Raw genomic sequence first — 19,257 nt, forward strand, 5'->3', positions numbered from 1 at the left:
TCTTAACCGAAACGACCTGTAATATAATCTTCTGTGCGTTTATCAGATGGCATTGAGAAGATTTTATCTGTTTCTGCGTACTCTACCACTTCTCCATTTAAGAAAAATGCTGTTTTATCTGAAATACGTGCCGCTTGCTGCATATTGTGGGTAACAATAATAATGCTGAAGTCTTTCTTTAATTCTTGTACTAACTCTTCTACTTTTAATGTTGAAATTGGATCGAGCGCAGAAGTAGGCTCATCCATTAAAATAACGTCAGGTTCAATTGCCAAGCAGCGCGCAATACAGATACGCTGCTGTTGTCCACCTGACAACCCATTTGCATTTTGATTCAAACGATCTTTAACTTCGTCCCAAATAGCTGCTCCTCGTAAACTTTTTTCAACAATTTCATCTAGTTTTTTCTTGTTGCGAACGCCATGAATTCTTGGACCGTACGCAATATTATCATAAATAGATTTCGGGAACGGATTTGGCTTTTGGAAAACCATTCCTACTTGCGTGCGCAGCTCTTCCACGTGGTACGATTTATCAAAAATATTTTTCCCTCTATACTCAATCTCACCTGATGTACGGACAATTGGAGTCATTTCTACCATACGATTTAACGTTTTAATATATGTTGATTTTCCGCAGCCTGATGGACCGATGATCGCGGTAACTTCGTTAGCATGAATGTCTAAATCAATATTTTTTAAGGCATGTGTGTTGCCATACCATAAATTCAAACCTTTTGTTTTATATACAATTTCTTTTGTTTGCGGAGTATTTACTTTTTCTTTGTTAGTCAATTCCATTGTTATTGCCATTGGATAATCCTCCTTCATCGTCTTTAACCGTTTTGAGCACAATAAAAATCTCTCTATGTCTATTTAATATCTATTGTTTACTATCAGTGTAAATAAATACGAGAAGCCGAAACGCTTCCCCTTATTTTGATCATTTCTATTAATCCTTACACTTACAGAATAATAGCCGACTATTAATTGTGTTTTAACTCAATGTAAAGCTTTTGTAAACGAAGGTCTATCTGCGTGTTTTTTAGGTAAAAAACTAGTTCTTACGACCCTTAAATTCAATAAAAAACCATATGTGTAAAGATTTTTAACAAAAAAAGAAGAGGTAGAGACATAACTAAATCAATTCAATCTAAAGATGGATAAATTAGATAAATAAGCCAGTATGAATTACTTCCGACACCACTGTTGATTTTCGTGCAAGACTTCGCTTTCCACGGACGGCCGGTGAGTCTCCTCGTCGCTTCGCTTTTCCTGCAGGAGTCTTCACCTTGCCCTCCAATCAACTGCTAAAAGCACCTACATACACGAAATCTACGTTCACCCTACAAATAAAAAATCCGAACAAAGTTGATTCTTAACCAACTTTGTTCGGATCTTAACTTCAATTAATATGTTTTTGTTCCAGCCTCTTTAATTGGCGTCGTTTGCAATGACAGCCTGTTGATTCTCTTCTTGGTCTTTTACTTCTTGTTCACCTTTTTTCTTTAAATCAAAATACGTATCGAGCGCAGAACGAGCAAGCTCTTTTGTAATGGTATTTGGTGCACTTGGCACAAATGCCGATGGTACCACCACAGCTACTGCAATTTCAGGATTATTTGCCGGAGCAAAGGCCACAAAGTTTGAATTATTAACTTTAATAGGGTCCCCTCCGCTTGGGTTTTTCTCATAGGCTTGTGCCGTTCCTGATTTACCAGCAGGATTATAGTTCGCTGTATGGAAAGCTGCATACCCTGTACCGCCTTGTTCTTGCGTAACGCGCTTAAAGCCACTTTGAACATCTTTAATGTATTCTTCTTTCATCGTGATACGATTTAACACATCAGGCTCAAATGAATGCTGCGTACCGCCAATTTCATCGGTTTTAATCGTTGGTTTTCGGATTTCTTTTACTAGCTGCGGCTTAATGCGATACCCTCCATTAGCTATTGCAGAAGTATATTGAACAAGCTGCAGCGGCGTGTACGTATCATACTGACCAATTCCTAAATCAAGCGCCGTACCTGGAACATCGCTTCCACCTTGGACACCTGTTGATTCGTTATCAAGGTCTATGCCTGTTGATACGCCTAAGCCGAACTGACTGTAGTAAGAACGCAGTTCGCTGAATGTATCAGGTTTAATCGGCAAAGTCATGTTTTTATGATACTGTAACCCAGCCATAGCCATTACCGTTTTAAACATAAATACGTTGGATGAATATTTTAACGCAGATGAATACGTTAAGGGTCCTAGCCCTTCAGCCTCAGCTGATTTTTTAACCGGTGTTCCTTTAATTTTTAACGGTTCATCAACGAACACTGTGTTTGGCTTAATAGCTCCTGAATCTAAGCCGGCTAAAACCGTTGCTCCTTTTACAACAGAGCCCATTGTATAAGATGTTGAAATATTCCCCAATGCAAAATCTTCTATTTTAGGCGCTCCAGTCTTCTTATCAATGGTGTATTTTTTACCTGCCATTGTTAAAATTTCTCCTGTGTGAGGATCCATCATAATAACAAAAGCACGGTCTAAAAATTGCGTTCCTTTCATTTGCTTTTTGGCTAAAAGCTGGTCCGTAATTTGTTTTTCTACTGCTTTTTGAAGCTCCATATCAATAGTTAAAACCAAATCACTGCCGCGTTCACCTTTAGACACTTGAATTGTATCAAGGAGATTTCCTTTTTTATCTGTTACATATTGAACTTTTTCTTTTTGACCGCTGAGCTGGGCTTCGTATTGCTTCTCTAAATAGCTCGTCCCAACTTGGTCATTTCGGCTATAGCCTCTTGACAAGTAATACTGTACTTTATCTTTGGGCAGTCCTTCGTTGGCAGATGATACATTTCCAAGCAAAGTACGGAGAGTACTGTTTTCTGGGTATGAGCGATCCCAATACGTTGTTGTATCAACACCTGGAAGTTCATCTAAGTGCTCACTTACAACGGCATACTCTTCATTTGTCACACCGCTCTTAACAATTTGCGGGGTGTTAGAGTAACCTGCCTCCATTTGGCGCTTAATAGCGAGAACTTCTAAATCACTCTTTAGACTTTCTAAATCTTTTTTAGAGATGCGGTCTAACTGATGTTGATACAGTTCGTCATCAGTCATTTCACCATCTTGAACTTTTTTGCGATCAGCTTGCGTAATTTTCTGTTCCGCTTCTTTAGGGTGAAGCATAATCCAATAATCCTTCATATCGCGTTCTGTAATTTTTACCACATTTTTAGCATCTTTATTCTTTTTATTTTCTGGAATATCAATCACATTTGTGGTGTAAGGAACATCGATCATAGTGGCTAACTTTTTAGCGATGCGCAGCCTTTCTTCAGCTGTATTTCCTTGAAAACGAGTATATGTAATCGTATTTAAAGAGGTATTATCTACAATTACGCGGTTATAACGATCGTACATTTTCCCTCGAGGAACAGGCGTACTGACCGTAACGTCCTGTGTTTTTTCGACTTCTCGTTCGTAATTCTCACCGTACACAATTTGAACAAGTCCCAACCGCAAAATTAATACGGAAAATAGGGCAAATACGGTCAAGAAAAGTAAGTTCACACGAAAAGGCACGTGACTTTTTCTTCTTTTTTTCTTTTTCATACCAACACCTACACTTTATAAAACATATATACCATAACACCATAAAATCAGACATTTAGCAAATAAATAGACACCTGGCAGGTGCCTATTTACACAACGTATTTATTCTAAAAGAAAAGCGAAGCATTTTCCATAGTACAAATGAAGGAGCTGACAACACTCTAAGCTGGAGACTCTCCGTCTCCTTCATTTAATACCGGAGGAGTAACAGTCGTTTCTTTTTTGTGCAGAGGCTGTGAGATATGTCTCACACAAAAATAAATGATCGTATGCCCTGCTCCAACAATAGCTAATAAAATGGGGATACTTTTTGCTTCATCAAAAAATAGTACAGCTATTAAAAACAAAGATATGGAAACGACGCGCCCAATATTCAGAAATACTTCTCTGACAACAATGTATTCAATTCTTTTTGAAACAACGTCTTTCGCTCGTCCAATCACATCGTATGTTAGAGAAATGAATGGAACCAACAAAATAGGATAGGCAATGGCAATACAAACAGCATATATAATTAACTTTGGATACGATAAGTTAAAGATAAGCAAAAAGACTGCTCCATAGAGAAGGAGGCCTCCTGTGAAGATAAACCGAAGGCGATTTTTTTGCTTAATAAACCTTGAGGCAACATAGTATCCTACAAACGCAACCGCTGAATTCACCAGTCCATATGTTCCTAAAGCTAATTCACTTCCCGTCGTAATAAATACCATGACGGATACAACAAAAATGAACGTACCTTCACGCAACCCTTGAAAGAAATGAGCCTGCAATATTCGATTCCAGTCTTTATTAACTTTTCGTTCAGCCCATACTTCTTTAAATTTGTATACTCCTTCCGCTGCGCGTCTTGTAATAAAAAAACTAAGCACAACGGCACCGATAAACAATAGCAGCGATACACCAAACACAATTTTATACCCAAGTGATTCATACAAAGCGGAAATAACAAAGCCCGCTCCTAAAGGACCAATCATCCCTGCAAAAGAGTTTAAGATTCCTAAAAATCCGTTGAAAAAGTCTCTTGTATCAGGTTCTGTAATTTCAAAAGTTAGCACATTAAAAGCTAGCCAATAAAAGCCGTATCCTATACCCAGCAGTCCACCAAGCAATACTAAATACTCGGCTGCGTTAGCTCCACTGACTAATACAGCGATATAAAAAACAGCTAAAAAAGATACACCTAACCTTAAAACCACAACCCGGTCAATTCGTTTGGCCCATTTACCTGCTAAAATAAACGTAAGCGGCTGAAGAACCACTACCGCTAAATTATAAATAGCGAGATCCGAAAATTCGCCTGATTGTTTCCACAGATAAATGTTAACAAACGAATTGGAAATTGAAATAGCCAAGGCATAAAGACCGCCTATAATTAAAAGCAAAAGTAAATCTTTACTAACTTCTACATCTCCAACTACTTTTTTTAATAAAGGCATATCAAAAAACTCCTTTTCTCTTCTACACCTAGTGTGTGAAAAAGAAAAGGAGATATGTAAAAGAATTGGAAAACAAAAAAGCCAGTAAAGGTAATAATTACTTTACTGGCTCTTAAATACGTCTTCAGCTTATTTTGCAGCGTCGTAACGCTTAGCAACTTCGTCCCATTTTACAACATTAAAGAATGCTGAAATGTAATCTGGACGGCGGTTTTGGTAATTTAAGTAGTAAGCGTGCTCCCAAACGTCTAGACCAAGAATTGGCGTTTTGCCTTCCATTAATGGGCTATCTTGGTTTGGTGTGCTTGTTACTTCTAATTCGCCGTTGTTTACAACTAACCAAGCCCAGCCAGAACCGAAGCGAGTTTTAGCTGCATTTGCAAATTCTTCTTTGAATTGATCAAAGCTGCCGAATTTGCTAGCGATAGCGTCTGCTAATTCACCAGTTGGAGCACCGCCGCCGTTAGGGCAAAGGATTGTCCAAAATAATGAGTGGTTCGCATGACCGCCACCGTTATTGCGTACTGCTGTACGGATATCTTCAGGAACAGCATCTAAGTTTGAAATTAACTCTTCAATACTTTTGCTTTCTAAATCCGCTTTGCCTTCAACAGCAGCGTTTAGATTTGTAACATATGTGTTGTGATGTTTTGTGTGGTGAATATTCATTGTTTCTTTGTCGATATGTGGTTCCAGTGCATCGTATGCATAAGGTAGTTCTGGTAATTTGTAAGCCATGAATAATTCCTCCTTCAAAATATGTAAGCATTTTGGCGCAAAAGCACCATATACGTTTAGATTAGCAAATTTACCCTACTGTTTCAAATAAAAAGTTCCTAATCCATGATTTATATTTACCTAATTCCCATTCGCTATTCTTTTAAACATAAAAAAAGCTTCTTTTTCTCAAAAGAAGCTTTGAATAGACAATAGTATGGCGGAGGAAGAGGGATTCGAACCCCCGCGGGTTTTAACACCCCTGTCGGTTTTCAAGACCGATCCCTTCAGCCGGACTTGGGTATTCCTCCAACCCTATAAATGGTGGACCCTGCAGGACTCGAACCTGCGACCGGACGGTTATGAGCCGTCTGCTCTAACCAGCTGAGCTAAGGGTCCACATGGCTCCACAGGTAGGACTCGAACCTACGACCGATCGGTTAACAGCCGATAGCTCTACCACTGAGCTACTGTGGAACAATATGAATTATGTATGTCACAAACGCAAATTGGAAAATAGCGGCGGAGGGGATCGAACCCCCGACCTCACGGGTATGAACCGTACGCTCTAGCCAGCTGAGCTACACCGCCATGGCTCCACAGGTAGGACTCGAACCTACGACCGATCGGTTAACAGCCGATAGCTCTACCACTGAGCTACTGTGGAACAATATAACATTTACTAGCGACATTAAAAATTTAACATGTTTCTAGCCTAAAGTCAATAGATTATTTTAAAACAGCGTATAAAAAATAGGCAATCATCACCAGTTGAATAAATCCTTTTGAAATAGCGCCACTAAAAAAGCCAATAACCGAACCTACTCCAATTTTTACTGCGTTGCTAATTGTGGTCCGATGAACAATCAGTTCTCCTACAATCGCTCCGATAAACGGCCCTAAAATAATTCCAAATCCCGGAATAACAAACGGACCCACAAGCAGCCCAACTGTACTTCCCCAAACACCTGCTTTAGTGCCTCCGAATTTTTTCACACCAATAATATTAGCTATATAGTCTGCTAAAAAAAGTGCGACAACTAACAATCCTTGTATCACCCAAAATAACCAGCTATAGGAGCTAAAATCATAAAATAAACCGTATATAACAAATCCTAGAGCTACAAATAGCACGCTTGGGATGATGGGATAAACCAACCCAACAAACGATACAACAAAGCTAATGATAATTAATGCCCAACATAAAATAGCCATGCCCGCACCTATCCTTTTTATTATTACTATTTATCATACAATAATCACTCCTATAAAGAAAGACCTTGCACGACGAGTCCTTCCTTTATTTTACTTTCGAATACCTCTTCAAATAATGATTTTCGAGTGTACCTCTGCAATATTAACAGCACGGTCCTCAAGCTGCCCGTAATATCCCCAAAAACAATAACGGCAAAACCTGTACATATACGCATAAGATGTGCTTGTGACAAAACGCTCCACCGCATCATTGTAATTGGTAACGGTTTCTAAAATCTATTGTAAACCTTAAATTTTCGCTATAAAATAAGGTATAATCAGAATCTTCAATAAGAGGAGGCTTTACAATGAGCATGCTGAAAAAGATGGCATGGGGTTTTACTTCCTTCAAAAAAATAAGGTCGCTTCGCTTTGAGCATACGAATAAAACAATTGGCTTTGTGCTGTTTTTAACATTTATTTCTTTGCTGCCTACATTTTTCTTTATGACTTTGACGATTGTAAACGGCTATCATATCGCTACTACAGATCTTCCGAAATCTGTTCCTTCTTTTTCTATTTCAAACTCACGGCTTACGTCAAGTCAACCTTTCACAAAAAAAGCAAACGGTACCGCTTTTATCTTAAACCCCTCACAGTCTATTGAACGGTTTCATTCCCCTGCTCATGCAATTGGTTTTTTAAAGGATGGAATTTACATCACGACTAATTCACAAACACAAACGTATTCATATGAGTTGCTAAACTGGCATCATAAAGATAAAAATGAACTGCTAAACTTGCTGCACGAACAAAAATTTTCTTTATACATACTTGTCCCTATCGCTATGCTTTTACTGTACGTATTAACATCTGGACTAAACTTCCTTTCTATTACCTGCCTTGCTTATCTTGGAAAACTGATTGGACTCATTACTAAAAAGCAGCTTCCTTTCAAGCAGCTATGGGCACTGAGCGCTTATAGTACGGTAGCCTTCACGCTGCTTTATACGCTTTTTGAAGCTTTTTCTTTGTCTCTAGCACTACATAGCTCTCTTTACTGGATAGGAACATTCTTCATTTACTTGTTGCTCGTCACAAGGGTTCCTATAAGAAAAAAGGTAAAACCTAATAAAGATGCTGGGACAAACGTATTTTAGTTGAAGGAAAATCCAAACGAGGAATCTAGATTCTTGATAGAGAATCCAACTCGTTCGGATTTTTTTATTGATATGGTGAAAGCAGGTTTCATGTATGCGGTTGCTTCTAGGTGGTGGTTGGAGTGATTTAGTTAAGTCTCAGCCTCTTTATTTCGGTACAACTTTTCTTCTTCCCATTGCAGAAGAAAGAATTTTCAACTGATACAAAACCCACAAACCTCCTGCTGTGAGCAGAATAAAGCTATAAACAAACATCAGCCTTTCAGCATGCATCCACACTTCAAAAACAACAGGTCCCAACGCTACTCCTAAAAATCTCACCGTTCCATAAATGGATACAATAAACCCTCTTTCTTCGTCTGAAGCCGCTGAAGTAATCATCATATTAATACACGGAAGAACAAATCCTAAGCCGCCAAAGGCGACTGTCAAACAAAACATCAGCACAGGAAGCGTATAAATAATCGTTAATACTCCAAACATCAGGAATAAAAGAGTTATCCCTACTATCATTAATTTTTTCATGAGCTCTAGATCTGTTTTGATGCGTTGACCGGTCCAGTAAGAAACGAGCGTCATCGCACCAAGAGGAAATAAAAAAGCCGTTCCTTTAAAAAAACCGTCTATATGATACGTTTCCTCTATTAGAAAAGATAAGTAATATAAAATGCCAAATAATAAAAACAACCCTAATCCCCCGACAAAGAATAAAGGAAAAAGCGATTTTCTTTTATCATAGACAATCCCAATGGCTTTCTTTAAATATTCTTGAACAGATACTGAATCCGAACCTGTTTTCCCTTCTCTCACATACATCACTATACCTACTAAAGCAGCACCTGCAGCTAAAGGATAGACAAAAAACGCGGCATACCATACGACGAGTGCTGCCGATGCTCCAATTATCGGTGCAACCACTTTTCCAACTCCGTTATACACTTCTAAAATCCCGAGGACTTTTGCTCTTTTTTCCCCTGTAAATACATCTCCAGTTAATGCCATTGCCAACGTTGTAGTACCTGCAGCTCCAATCCCTTGAATGACTCTGCCTGCCATCAACACAGCAAAGCTTCCAGAAGAGAATGAAGCACTACTAGCAGCGATGATACTACCTATTATCATCATGACGAGTGAATATATGATTAACTTTTTACGCCCATACCGGTCTGATAAAATCCCTACAGCAGGGATACACAATGCGGCTGGAATCGAAAATGCACTCAGTATCAAAATGGTTTGAACTCCGCTTAAATGAAGTGACTTTTGAATGCTTGGCAGCAGAGGAATGAGCATGGAATTTCCCAGCACCATGATTAAAGGCAATAAGCCTAATGAAACAATCATTAATTTTTCTTTCAATTTTCGTTCTCCAATCATATTTAAGTAAGACAAGCATAGGCTTTACACATAAGCAAAAGAATGAAGGAGGAGCATAATGAAAAAGCTATGTGCATTAGCCGCTTTCGCTTTTATCGGATATATTTGTCACTACGACATTAAATACGGGACCATTCCCACTGCTACTGAAGCAGTTCAAGTCAGCAAAGCGCAGCCTGCAGAAACAAAAGCCGCCAGCTCTTCTTCCACCTATACAAAAATAAAAATTAAGCCAGGCGATACAGTTTTGTCCGTCATTGAGGAGCTTACAAAAAAATCGATACCGGTTTCTATGAACCAAATGATTACAGACTTCAAAAAGTTAAATAACGGTACAGCGCCTGAGGATATTCAAATTGGAAAAACGTATAAGTTCCCTATTTACAAGTAATGACAGCATTCTTCTTGTCAAGATGGGATAGTCATTGTTAAAATAGCTAAGGTAGTACTTTCTACTAGTTATTTTGTTCATAAAGAGTTATTCTATTAATGAATTCAAATTCTTGATTTCATTTTGAAGGAGAGATTATCACGTGAGTGAAATTATACATCGTACAAAAACACGCCCGGTTAAAGTTGGAGATTTAACAATCGGAGGCAGCAACGAGTTAGTTATTCAAAGTATGACAACCACTAAGACACATGATGTTGAAGCAACGGTTGCAGAAATTAAACGTTTAGAAGAAGCAGGATGCCAAGTTGTTCGTGTTGCTTGTCCAGACGAGCGCGCAGCAGATGCAATCCCTGAAATTAAAAAACGCATTAACATTCCATTAGTTGTGGATATTCATTTTGACTACCGCTTAGCATTAAAAGCAATTGAAGGCGGAGCGGATAAAATCCGTATCAACCCTGGTAATATAGGTCGCCGTGAAAAAGTGGAAGCTGTTGTAAATGCTGCAAAAGCTAAAAATATTCCAATTCGTATTGGAGTTAACGCTGGTTCACTTGAAAAACGTATTTTAGATAAATACGGCTATCCGACAGCAGATGGCATGGTAGAAAGTGCACTTCATCACATTAAAATTTTAGAAGACCTTGATTTCCATGACATCATCGTGTCAATGAAAGCATCGGATGTTAACTTGGCAATTGAAGCTTATGAAAAAGCTGCTCAAGCATTTGACTACCCTCTTCACTTAGGAATTACAGAATCGGGTACATTATTTGCAGGAACTGTAAAAAGTGCAGCAGGTCTTGGCGCTATTTTATCTAAAGGAATCGGAAATACATTACGTATTTCTTTAAGTGCGGATCCTGTAGAAGAAGTAAAAGTTGCGCGCGAATTGCTAAAATCATTCGGTTTAGCTTCCAATGCTGCAACTCTTATTTCTTGCCCAACTTGCGGACGTATTGAAATTGATTTAATTAGCATTGCTAATGAAGTTGAAGAGTATATTTCAACTGTAAAAGCACCGATTAAAGTAGCGGTACTTGGCTGCGCTGTAAACGGTCCTGGTGAAGCTCGTGAAGCTGATATCGGGATTGCAGGAGCACGCGGTGAAGGTCTACTATTCCGCAAAGGCGAAATCGTACGCAAAGTTCCTGAAGAAACAATGGTTGAGGAACTTAAAAAAGAAATTGATAAAATTGCTGCTGAATATCATGCAAAGCAAGAAGCTGAAAAAGCTGCAGCTAAATCATAACCCCAAAAAAGCGAGGCGCATATGCGCCTCGCTTTTTTTATGAAAAGAACGGTAATATAAACGTACCGACAATAATCGATACAACTCCGATCCCTATTGCCCATGCTCCTAGCGTAAGTGCTCCTTTTCTGCGTGCGATAAACCCTAGAATAATCCCAGCGGCACCAAGAATAATTGGTAAAAAGAATAGTGAAAGAATCGAAAGCACGAGTGCGAAACGACCGTATCCCGTTCCTTCTCCTCGTCCAGCGACTTCATGATTGCGATTGCGATCAATATCTATAACTTCACGCTCTGCATGAGGCTCTCCTACTCGGTAAGGAACGCCCACTTCAGCTGCAGTTTCTTCCATGAAATCAGCTTCATATACATCTTTTCTACGCCTTTGTTCTTCATTCTCCATGCTTAATCCCTCGCTTTCGTAAATAAGGAGCATTTATAGTATCTGAATGCGAGGGAAAATTATAAGTGTCAATCTTATACAGCTGCTCACTCTCTTACAAGAAATAGGTACAGACGCAATCACCAGGCCATGCAGTGATCATTACGTTTTGCCAAAGGCGTATAAAAAGTATTACTGTTTCTGTTTGGGCTTTATGTTACACTAGACAAGAATAATCAAGCACCTAAGTAGAATAAACGTATTAAAGGAGTGCACGTAGTTGACGAAAAAGTTTGGAATTGACATTGATGGAACTGTTACTTCTCCTGAAACTTTTGTTCCTCATTTAAATAAAGCCTTTAACTTAAATTTAACACTTGAAGACATTACAGAATATGATTTCAGCCCTTTTGTAAATGTATCACCTGCTGAACTCGGGAAATGGTTTAAAGCAAATGAACGCTCTATTTACGAAACCTCTCCACTTGCAGACGATGCAAAAGCGGTTTTGCAGAAATGGCATCAAAAGCACGAATTATTCTTTATTAGTGCAAGGCACGATAAGCTATTGGACGTCACGGAAGAATGGTTTCAAAAAAATGAACTATCGTTTCATCACATTGAGTTAGTCGGCTCTCATTTTAAAGTTGAGACAGCAAAACGATATGATGTTGATATCTTTTTTGAAGACAAACATGATAATGCTTGTGAAATCAGTGAAGAATGCAATATCCCCGTTATCTTATTTGATACTCCTTATAATCGCTTACCTGTTCCAAAAGGAGTGGTTCGCGTATACAATTGGCTAGAAGCAGATCAGTGGGTAGCCAGCTGGTTAAAAGAACAGCAAAAATAAAAAAGAGAGGTGCATAACGCCCTCTCTTTTTTATTGATTACATTCTATACATTGACCGTAAATTTCAAATTTATGGCCTGTAATATTGTATCCTCGCAAATCCTCGTCTACATACTCCATCGGACAAGCTTCAATTTCTTTTGTTTTTCCACAATCTAAACAAATGAAGTGGTGATGATGATGGGCGGTTGCACATTTAAATCGAAAGTGCTTTTCGCTCGAAAGCTCTGTCATTTCAAGTACGCCTAACTCCACAAACAATGATAAATTACGGTAGATTGTATCAAAACTCAGACCAGGATAATCAGGCTTCATGTATTCTAATACATCTTTTGCCGTTAAGTACTTATTTGATTTTGAAAACAGGGCAAGCATTTCTTCACGTTTTCCTGTATGTTTATATCCTTGATCTTTTAATAAATGAATGGCTTCAGTTAAATTCATTTTTGTTTCCCCTTCCGTCCTTTATTAATCATAATAGATATGATTAAAATAACAACAGCAATGACAACAATTGTACCGCCTGGTGCTAAATCCAAGTAGTACGCTGAAAATAATCCGCCTAAAACAGATATTTCACCAAAAATCACCGAAAGCAGAATCGTTTGTTTAAAGCCTCTAGCTAAGCGAATGCTTGCTGCTACAGGAAGAGTCATAAGAGATGACACTAATAAGATACCGACGATACGCATCGATACAGCAATGACAAGAGCAACCATCACAATAAATAAAAAGTGCATCCACTTCGATTTAATCCCAGAAGCAGAAGCGTGCTCCTCGTCAAAAGATAAAATAAACAATTCTTTATATAAGAAAAAGACAATAGCTATAACAAATACGGCTATAACAACAACTGTCCAAAGATCCGAACGACTCACCGCACTTACGCTTCCAAACAAATAGTTCATTAAATCATTATTAAAACCGTCCGCTAGCGAGATACAAATTGCACTAATACCAATTCCGCCCGATAAAATAATCGGAATGGCCAGCTCTTGGTAATGCTTGTAGACGCTTCGAAGTTTTTCAATAAAAAGAGCGCCTGTAACGGAAGATACCATCCCTAAATAGACGGGGTTCACTCCTTGCATAAACCCTATTTTCTGACTAAGAAGCAAGCTCGCAGAAATCCCCGCCAGCGTCACGTGACTTAACGCATCTGCAATTAAAGAAAGACGTCTTACTACGATGAACGTGCCCAATAAAGGAGCTAAGACGCCAATAATCATACCGGTTAAAAATGCATTTCGTAAAAACTCAAATTGAAATAAACTGCTTATCATACGTGCTGCCCTCCATGATGATGATCATGGGTTAACACATGAACATTATGACCATAAAACATAGATACGTCATGTTCACAAAGCTGTTCGAATTCTTTGGCATTCCCATGAAAGTGTAGAAATTTATTTAAACAAGCAACGTGGGTTACTTTTTCTGAGACAGTGCCAATATCGTGAGTAACAAGCACAAGCGTAATTCCTTTTTCTTTGTTTAACTTTTCAAGAAGCTCATAAAAAGTGTACACATTTTGTGCATCCACTCCGACTGTTGGCTCATCTAAAATTAACAGCTCGGGTTCACTTACAAGCGCGCGCGCAATAAAAATTCGCTGCTGCTGGCCACCGGATAGTTCTCCTATGTTTCGATTTAAAAATTCGCTCATCCCCACTGCTTCTACCGCTTCTTTCACTTTTTGTTTATGAGAAGCATTCATAAAGCGAAACAAACCTAATTTTGAAGTAAGACCTGTGGAAACCACTTCAAAAACGGTAGCAGGAAAGCCGCTGTTGAAACTATTCGCTTTTTGCGATACATATCCAATTTTACTTCGTTCTTTAAACCTTCTCTGATCTTTTCCAAATAAACGAATTGCACCTTGAGATGGTTTTTGCAAACCAAGCAAACATTTGATTAGCGTTGATTTCCCAGAGCCATTTGGACCAACGAGACCCAAAAAAGCTCCCTTTGGAATTGAAAAACTTATATCTTCTAATACATTCACTCCATCATATTGAAATGATAAATGATCAATTTCAATGATATCAGGTGTATTCATATGCGCCTCACCATTCTTTTTTTATATTTCTCCATACAAAAGAGGGCACGGTTTCTATCGTATACTCCGTTACCCATTTACTTTCTCAGAATCATTACGATTTAGTCATTAATGTAGTATACAGGATTGTCTTTTATTTGTAAACTAAGCCGTTTCACTCCTTCGCTTTCTTGCCTCCGTAAGTTCATCCGACTCAAAATGTTGTTTTATTACACAATATAGTCACATCTTTCTTTTTTATTCATAAACTGTATATGACGAGGAGGTAATCATATGAAAATTGTACAGCAGATTGTCAATAAGAAAGTAAATAACATTACCCCGAAAGAGCTTTTAAAGTATAGCAAACAATACAACATCCCCATTACAGATCAGCAGGCACACACCCTTGTATCCGTCATTAGACAGCAGCTCGTAAATATTTATAACCTTGAAGAGCGCCGAAATTTAATCAAACAAATTGCTCAAGTAACAGATCGTGAAACTGCCAGACGAGTGAATGAATTATTTCAGCAGTTGATGTAAAAGAAGAGGTCATGTCTATAGACATGACCTCTTTCAATCACATATGAAATTACATAAGCTTTTGTTTTAGCTCTGAATCAAAGCTTTGTGCACGAATCATATCAATTTCCAACTGATATGGCGCTTTTTTATTTTTCTTATCTTCTCCTACATAAGGAGTTTCTAGAATTTTAGGAACTTCTTTAAACGCTGGGTGATGAACAATATAATTCAGTGCATCAAATCCGATTTCACCAAATCCAATGTTTTCATGGCGGTCTTTTCGAGCACCGCGTACATTTTTACTATCATTGATGTGAAGCACTTTAATCCGCTGTATTCCTACGGTTTTGTCAAATTCATTTAATACACCGTCAAAGTCTTGAACGATATCATAACCAGCGTCATGAACGTGACATGTGTCAAAACAAACAGAGAGCTTTTCATTGTGCGTCACGCCATCAATAATTTGGGCAATTTCTTCAAAGCTTCTTCCACACTCTGTTCCTTTTCCAGCCATTGTCTCAAGCGCAATTTGAACTTCTTGATCAGCTGTCAACACTTCGTTTAGACCTTTGATAATTTGCTGAATACCGGCATCTGCTCCAGCGCCCACGTGAGCCCCTGGATGAAGAACAATTTGCTTTGCACCAAGAGCATGAGTGCGCTGAATTTCAGACGTTAAGAAATCTACTCCAAGCTCAAATGTTTCGGGCTTTGTTGTATTTCCTAAATTAATGATATAGGGAGCATGTACAACAATATCTTTCATTCCATGCTCTTTCATATGCAAAAGACCAGCTTCAATATTAAGCTCTTCAATCTTTTTGCGACGAGTATTTTGTGGAGCGCCTGTATAGATCATAAACGTATTTGCTCCGTAAGAAGCTGCCTCTTCACTTGCTCCTAAAAGCATCTTTTTGCCGCTCATCGATACGTGAGAACCAATTTTCAACATTCCTTTTTACACCTCTAACCTATTGCGATTAACGATTGTTGCGTCTTTCACTACGCTTTTTCTTTTGCACATACTTTGTAATTTCACGAGCACGTTTTTTCTTGTAGCCAGGCTTTACTTTCTTCGGCTTTTGAATAAAGCGATGTGCCTCTTCTCCCACTTCATCCGCTTTCTTCACACGCTTTTTACGGCGGTTACGGTCATCGATGGAAACCCATTCTTGCTTTTGAAGATCTTTGTTTACAAACTCGATTCCCATTTTCTCCAGCTTATTTACTGCATCTTCATCTTCCACATCGAAGATTGTAGCAGCAATGCCAGAATGACCGGCACGAGCTGTACGTCCTACGCGGTGAATGTAGAAATCTAGATCTGAAGGAAGCTCAAAGTTAATGACGTGTGAAATTCCTTCAATATCAATACCGCGAGCTGCTAAATCCGTCGCTACTACGTATTGAAATTCTAAATTATTAATTTGCTTCATCATTTTCTTACGGTCACGAGGAGATAAGTCTCCGTGAATTCTTCCTACCTTTAAGCCTTTAGACAGTAGGTCATCTGCTACTTCGTCCGCCATTTTCTTTGTATTTGTAAAGACGATAGCTAAATAAGGATTATACGAAATAAGCATATCATGCAGCAGCTTAAACTTGTTACGATGACGCAGTGGAACTAATACATGCTCTAATTTAGCTGCTGCTGCTTGCTTCGGCGAAACATGCGTAAATTTTGGATTTTCCATGTATTTTTTTAAGAATGGCTTTAATTTTTCAGGAATAGTTGCCGAAAAAACAAGCATCTGTAATTTTTCAGGCATGTTGCTTGCCAAACGGTCCACATCTTCTAAAAATCCCATATCAAGCATTAAATCAGCTTCGTCTACTACTAACGCCTTTGTTGTATACACAACTAACGCTTTTTCATTTACTAAATCAAACAAACGAGCCGGTGTTCCTACAACAACTTGAGGCTGCTTCTTTAATTTGTCGATTGTACGCTGCTTATCTGTACCGCCGATAAAACATTTTGCTGAAATTTCTTCTCCTTCAGCACTGTGTTTTGTTAGCTTTAATACTTCTTGATAAATTTGAGAAGCAAGCTCACGAGTTGGAGCGGTGATCACAACTTGTACTTCTTCTTTTTTAGGGTCTACCTTTTCAAGTAAAGGCAATAAATAAGCGTGTGTTTTGCCGGTCCCTGTTTGCGACTGACCAATTACACTTTCCCCTTTTAAAACGGAAGGAATTAAGCGCTCCTGAATCTCTGTAGGCTGATAAAAACCTAATTGTTTAATGGCTTCTATTAAAAATGGTTGAAACTCAAAACGTTCAAAGTTTGTTTTTTCCATAATAGTCTCCTTTTTTACATTCACGTTCATCTTTTAAGGCACAATATATGATTATAATCGATTTTTCCTTCTGTGACTACTTCTCATTCATATTACTAAAACTTATTACTTGTTTCAAAAACATTTTATCGCGAGTTGCATACGATAGTAAAAGAAAATCTACTTTACTAAAGGAGGTGCGTCCTTTGCTACAGCGAAGACCACCATTTCCACCCGGTATGCAAAGAAGAATGATGCCAGGAATGCCACCACAAAACGGCTTTGGGCAACAACCTGGTAACTTTGGCCAATTTAATCCATTACAGCAGTTTCGTAACTTTGCCCAGCAAACAAATGCTCAACAATCATTTTACCCGAATCAGCAAGGCCTGAACCGTGGAGGAGGTAACTTCTTAACTCGCCTATTCCGAAGAGGCGGAAATAGAAACATACCATTTCAACAAGCGGCTGCAGCTGCTCCTCGAGGTTCTTTGTTTTCTGGACTTTCAGGAGCCCAAGGTGCTGCAGGAGCGACTAACTCTTCTTCCCTGCTTGGAGGTTTGCAAGGATTAACGAACCCTGCTAACTTGAGCTCCATGATGGGGAATGTTCAGCGAGTACTAAAAGCAGCGGAAACGATGGGACCTATGATTCAACAATACGGACCTCTTGTCAAAAATGCTCCTTCTCTATGGAAAATCTATCAGGCCTTGCGCTCAAGTGGTGACACAGATGAAGTGCTCGAAGCAGAAGGAACAGAGGTTTCTGAAACGGATGAAAGTAAAGACAGTAAGGTTTTATCAGCAGGCGCAGAAAGCACGGATTCATCCGATGATGAGCTGGATTTCTTTGAAGAAGAAATTGAACATTCATCCAGAGATCGGGTGTCAAAACCAAAACTTTATATTTGATAAATCTGCTGATTCCTTAAGGAAATACAGTGAGCAAAAAAAGAATATCTTTGTATTCTTCCTTCCTCTTTTATATAATAGAAGCGAGTTGAATTGCTCGTCAGGATTATGATGAGGAGGAAATTGAAATGAAAGTTATTAAAATTGCACCGCGCGGCTATTGTTATGGTGTAGTAGACGCAATGGTCATTGCACGAAACGCCGCTTTAGATAAATCATTGCCTCGACCAATCTATATCTTAGGAATGATTGTTCATAATAAACACGTTACAGATGCGTTTGAAGAGGACGGCATTATCACACTGGACGGTGCTAATCGCCTGGAAATCTTAGACCAAATAAATGAAGGAACCGTTATTTTTACTGCGCACGGAGTATCTCCAGAAGTAAAAGAACGAGCAAAAGAAAAAGGCTTAACAACAATCGATGCTACATGTCCGGATGTTACAAAAACCCATGACCTTATTCGCCAAAAAGAAAAAGAAGGCTATGACGTTATTTATATCGGAAAACGAAATCATCCTGAGCCAGAAGGTGCACTTGGTATCGCGCCAGATATCGTTCATTTAATTGAAAAAGCCGAAGACGTAGCCCATTTAAATATTCAACGTGAGAAAATCATTGTAACAAATCAGACAACAATGAGTCAGTGGGACGTTGCAGAAGTAATGGAAAAGGTAAAAGAAAAATATCCGCACGCTGAAGTTCACAAGGAAATTTGTTTAGCTACACAAGTTCGCCAAGAAGCTGTAGCCGAGCAAGCAGGTGAAGCAGATGTTACAATTGTAGTAGGAGATCCTAAAAGTAACAATTCAAACCGTTTAGCTCAAGTATCAATGGAGATTGCTGGCACTGAGGCATATCGTATCGGTGACATCTCAGAACTTCAGATCGAATGGTTGATGAACGCGAAAACCGTAGCTGTTACGGCAGGCGCATCTACCCCTACTCCAATCACAAAAGAGGTCATCAATTTTCTAGATCAGTTTGATCCGGAAGATGAAACAACATGGACACGTGAAAAAAGCGTGCCTCTTTCAAAGATTTTACCAAAAGTTCGAACAAAAAAATCGTCTTAATAGACGCAAAAGAAGGTGTTGACATTCGTCAACACCT

Annotated in this window: 20 protein-coding genes and 5 tRNA genes; 7 read left to right on the forward strand and 18 right to left on the reverse strand. The window is 38.7% G+C overall.

Going from position 1 to position 19,257, the window contains the following annotated elements:
* Positions 1-2 precede the first annotated feature (2 nt).
* From pstB to LAV82_RS04320, 11 genes are all read right to left on the reverse strand, one after another.
* Positions 3-800 (reverse strand): phosphate ABC transporter ATP-binding protein PstB, encoded by a 798-nt coding sequence (gene pstB, locus LAV82_RS04270; protein WP_370506071.1) that lies wholly within the window; start codon positions 798-800, stop codon positions 3-5.
* A gap of 367 nt (positions 801-1,167) precedes the next feature.
* On the reverse strand, positions 1,168-1,290 hold the full coding sequence (locus LAV82_RS04275) for a hypothetical protein (RefSeq protein ID WP_013059195.1): 123 nt from the start codon (positions 1,288-1,290) through the stop codon (positions 1,168-1,170).
* Between the two features lie 143 nt (positions 1,291-1,433).
* Positions 1,434-3,611, reverse strand: coding sequence for a peptidoglycan D,D-transpeptidase FtsI family protein (locus tag LAV82_RS04280; RefSeq protein ID WP_013059196.1), 2,178 nt, complete (start codon positions 3,609-3,611; stop codon positions 1,434-1,436).
* Between the two features lie 161 nt (positions 3,612-3,772).
* Complete coding sequence (locus LAV82_RS04285) at positions 3,773-5,050, reverse strand: MFS transporter (protein ID WP_013059197.1); 1,278 nt, start codon at positions 5,048-5,050, stop codon at positions 3,773-3,775.
* Between the two features lie 129 nt (positions 5,051-5,179).
* On the reverse strand, positions 5,180-5,788 hold the full coding sequence (gene sodA / locus LAV82_RS04290) for a superoxide dismutase SodA (RefSeq protein ID WP_013059198.1): 609 nt from the start codon (positions 5,786-5,788) through the stop codon (positions 5,180-5,182).
* A 197-nt stretch (positions 5,789-5,985) separates the two neighbouring features.
* Positions 5,986-6,078: transfer RNA gene (locus LAV82_RS04295), tRNA-Ser, on the reverse strand.
* Positions 6,079-6,089: 11 nt separating this feature from the next.
* A tRNA-Ile gene (locus LAV82_RS04300) sits at positions 6,090-6,166 on the reverse strand.
* 3 nt (positions 6,167-6,169) lie between these two features.
* Positions 6,170-6,244: transfer RNA gene (locus LAV82_RS04305), tRNA-Asn, on the reverse strand.
* A 40-nt stretch (positions 6,245-6,284) separates the two neighbouring features.
* Positions 6,285-6,358: transfer RNA gene (locus tag LAV82_RS04310), tRNA-Met, on the reverse strand.
* Between the two features lies 1 nt (position 6,359).
* A tRNA-Asn gene (locus LAV82_RS04315) sits at positions 6,360-6,434 on the reverse strand.
* A gap of 62 nt (positions 6,435-6,496) precedes the next feature.
* A complete protein-coding gene (locus tag LAV82_RS04320) occupies positions 6,497-6,982 on the reverse strand; it encodes a DUF456 domain-containing protein (RefSeq protein ID WP_211077289.1) in 486 nt (161 codons plus the stop codon).
* Positions 6,983-7,329: 347 nt separating this feature from the next.
* Between LAV82_RS04320 and LAV82_RS04325 the strand changes: the two genes are divergently transcribed.
* Complete coding sequence (locus LAV82_RS04325) at positions 7,330-8,121, forward strand: DUF1189 domain-containing protein (protein ID WP_211077288.1); 792 nt, start codon at positions 7,330-7,332, stop codon at positions 8,119-8,121.
* 147 nt (positions 8,122-8,268) lie between these two features.
* Here LAV82_RS04325 and LAV82_RS04330 read toward each other — a convergent pair whose 3' ends face one another.
* Positions 8,269-9,480 (reverse strand): MFS transporter, encoded by a 1,212-nt coding sequence (locus LAV82_RS04330; RefSeq protein ID WP_499715681.1) that lies wholly within the window; start codon positions 9,478-9,480, stop codon positions 8,269-8,271.
* 76 nt (positions 9,481-9,556) lie between these two features.
* On the opposite strand from LAV82_RS04330, the gene yqfZ reads away from it, so the two are divergent.
* Together yqfZ and ispG are read left to right on the forward strand one after the other, a co-directional pair.
* Positions 9,557-9,889 (forward strand): protein YqfZ, encoded by a 333-nt coding sequence (yqfZ, locus tag LAV82_RS04335; protein WP_013059203.1) that lies wholly within the window; start codon positions 9,557-9,559, stop codon positions 9,887-9,889.
* 142 nt (positions 9,890-10,031) lie between these two features.
* The gene (ispG, locus tag LAV82_RS04340) at positions 10,032-11,144 is read left to right on the forward strand and encodes a flavodoxin-dependent (E)-4-hydroxy-3-methylbut-2-enyl-diphosphate synthase (RefSeq protein ID WP_013059204.1); all 1,113 of its coding nucleotides are present in this window, start codon (positions 10,032-10,034) and stop codon (positions 11,142-11,144) included.
* A gap of 37 nt (positions 11,145-11,181) precedes the next feature.
* Here the strand turns inward: ispG and LAV82_RS04345 are convergent, their stop codons facing one another.
* Positions 11,182-11,547 (reverse strand): G protein-coupled receptor family protein, encoded by a 366-nt coding sequence (locus tag LAV82_RS04345; protein ID WP_013059205.1) that lies wholly within the window; start codon positions 11,545-11,547, stop codon positions 11,182-11,184.
* 259 nt (positions 11,548-11,806) lie between these two features.
* Here LAV82_RS04345 and LAV82_RS04350 point away from each other — a divergent pair, with 259 nt between their 5' ends.
* Positions 11,807-12,382 (forward strand): 5' nucleotidase, NT5C type, encoded by a 576-nt coding sequence (locus LAV82_RS04350; RefSeq protein ID WP_013085038.1) that lies wholly within the window; start codon positions 11,807-11,809, stop codon positions 12,380-12,382.
* Positions 12,383-12,412: 30 nt separating this feature from the next.
* On the opposite strand, the gene LAV82_RS04355 is transcribed toward LAV82_RS04350, so the two are convergent.
* Genes LAV82_RS04355 through LAV82_RS04365 form a run of 3 tightly spaced genes read right to left on the reverse strand, consistent with a single transcriptional unit; the run spans position 12,413 to position 14,441 of the window.
* The gene (locus LAV82_RS04355; protein WP_013059207.1) at positions 12,413-12,826 is read right to left on the reverse strand and encodes a Fur family transcriptional regulator; all 414 of its coding nucleotides are present in this window, start codon (positions 12,824-12,826) and stop codon (positions 12,413-12,415) included.
* A complete protein-coding gene (locus LAV82_RS04360) occupies positions 12,823-13,665 on the reverse strand; it encodes a metal ABC transporter permease (protein ID WP_013059208.1) in 843 nt (280 codons plus the stop codon). The genes LAV82_RS04355 and LAV82_RS04360 overlap by 4 nt, the downstream gene beginning before the upstream one ends.
* Positions 13,662-14,441: a metal ABC transporter ATP-binding protein gene (locus tag LAV82_RS04365; RefSeq protein ID WP_013059209.1), complete on the reverse strand. Its 780-nt coding sequence runs from the start codon at positions 14,439-14,441 to the stop codon at positions 13,662-13,664. The genes LAV82_RS04360 and LAV82_RS04365 overlap by 4 nt, the downstream gene beginning before the upstream one ends.
* 273 nt (positions 14,442-14,714) lie before the next feature.
* Here LAV82_RS04365 and LAV82_RS04370 point away from each other — a divergent pair, with 273 nt between their 5' ends.
* Positions 14,715-14,966, forward strand: a complete 252-nt coding sequence (locus LAV82_RS04370) for a DUF2624 domain-containing protein (protein ID WP_211077286.1) — start codon at positions 14,715-14,717, stop codon at positions 14,964-14,966.
* Between the two features lie 49 nt (positions 14,967-15,015).
* Here LAV82_RS04370 and LAV82_RS04375 read toward each other — a convergent pair whose 3' ends face one another.
* Together LAV82_RS04375 and LAV82_RS04380 are read right to left on the reverse strand one after the other, a co-directional pair.
* Positions 15,016-15,903: a deoxyribonuclease IV gene (locus LAV82_RS04375; protein ID WP_499715682.1), complete on the reverse strand. Its 888-nt coding sequence runs from the start codon at positions 15,901-15,903 to the stop codon at positions 15,016-15,018.
* Positions 15,904-15,931: 28 nt separating this feature from the next.
* Entirely contained in the window at positions 15,932-17,251 is a 1,320-nt protein-coding gene (locus LAV82_RS04380; RefSeq protein ID WP_013059212.1) for a DEAD/DEAH box helicase, read from the reverse strand.
* A gap of 176 nt (positions 17,252-17,427) precedes the next feature.
* Here LAV82_RS04380 and LAV82_RS04385 point away from each other — a divergent pair, with 176 nt between their 5' ends.
* Entirely contained in the window at positions 17,428-18,141 is a 714-nt protein-coding gene (locus tag LAV82_RS04385) for a YqfQ family protein (RefSeq protein ID WP_499715683.1), read from the forward strand.
* Between the two features lie 128 nt (positions 18,142-18,269).
* Positions 18,270-19,220, forward strand: coding sequence for a 4-hydroxy-3-methylbut-2-enyl diphosphate reductase (locus LAV82_RS04390; RefSeq protein ID WP_013059214.1), 951 nt, complete (start codon positions 18,270-18,272; stop codon positions 19,218-19,220).
* Positions 19,221-19,257: the final 37 nt, after the last annotated feature.

Source organism: Bacillus sp. ILBB4 (assembly GCF_035064545.1).
In the GTDB taxonomy this organism is placed as follows: domain Bacteria; phylum Bacillota; class Bacilli; order Bacillales; family Bacillaceae_H; genus Priestia.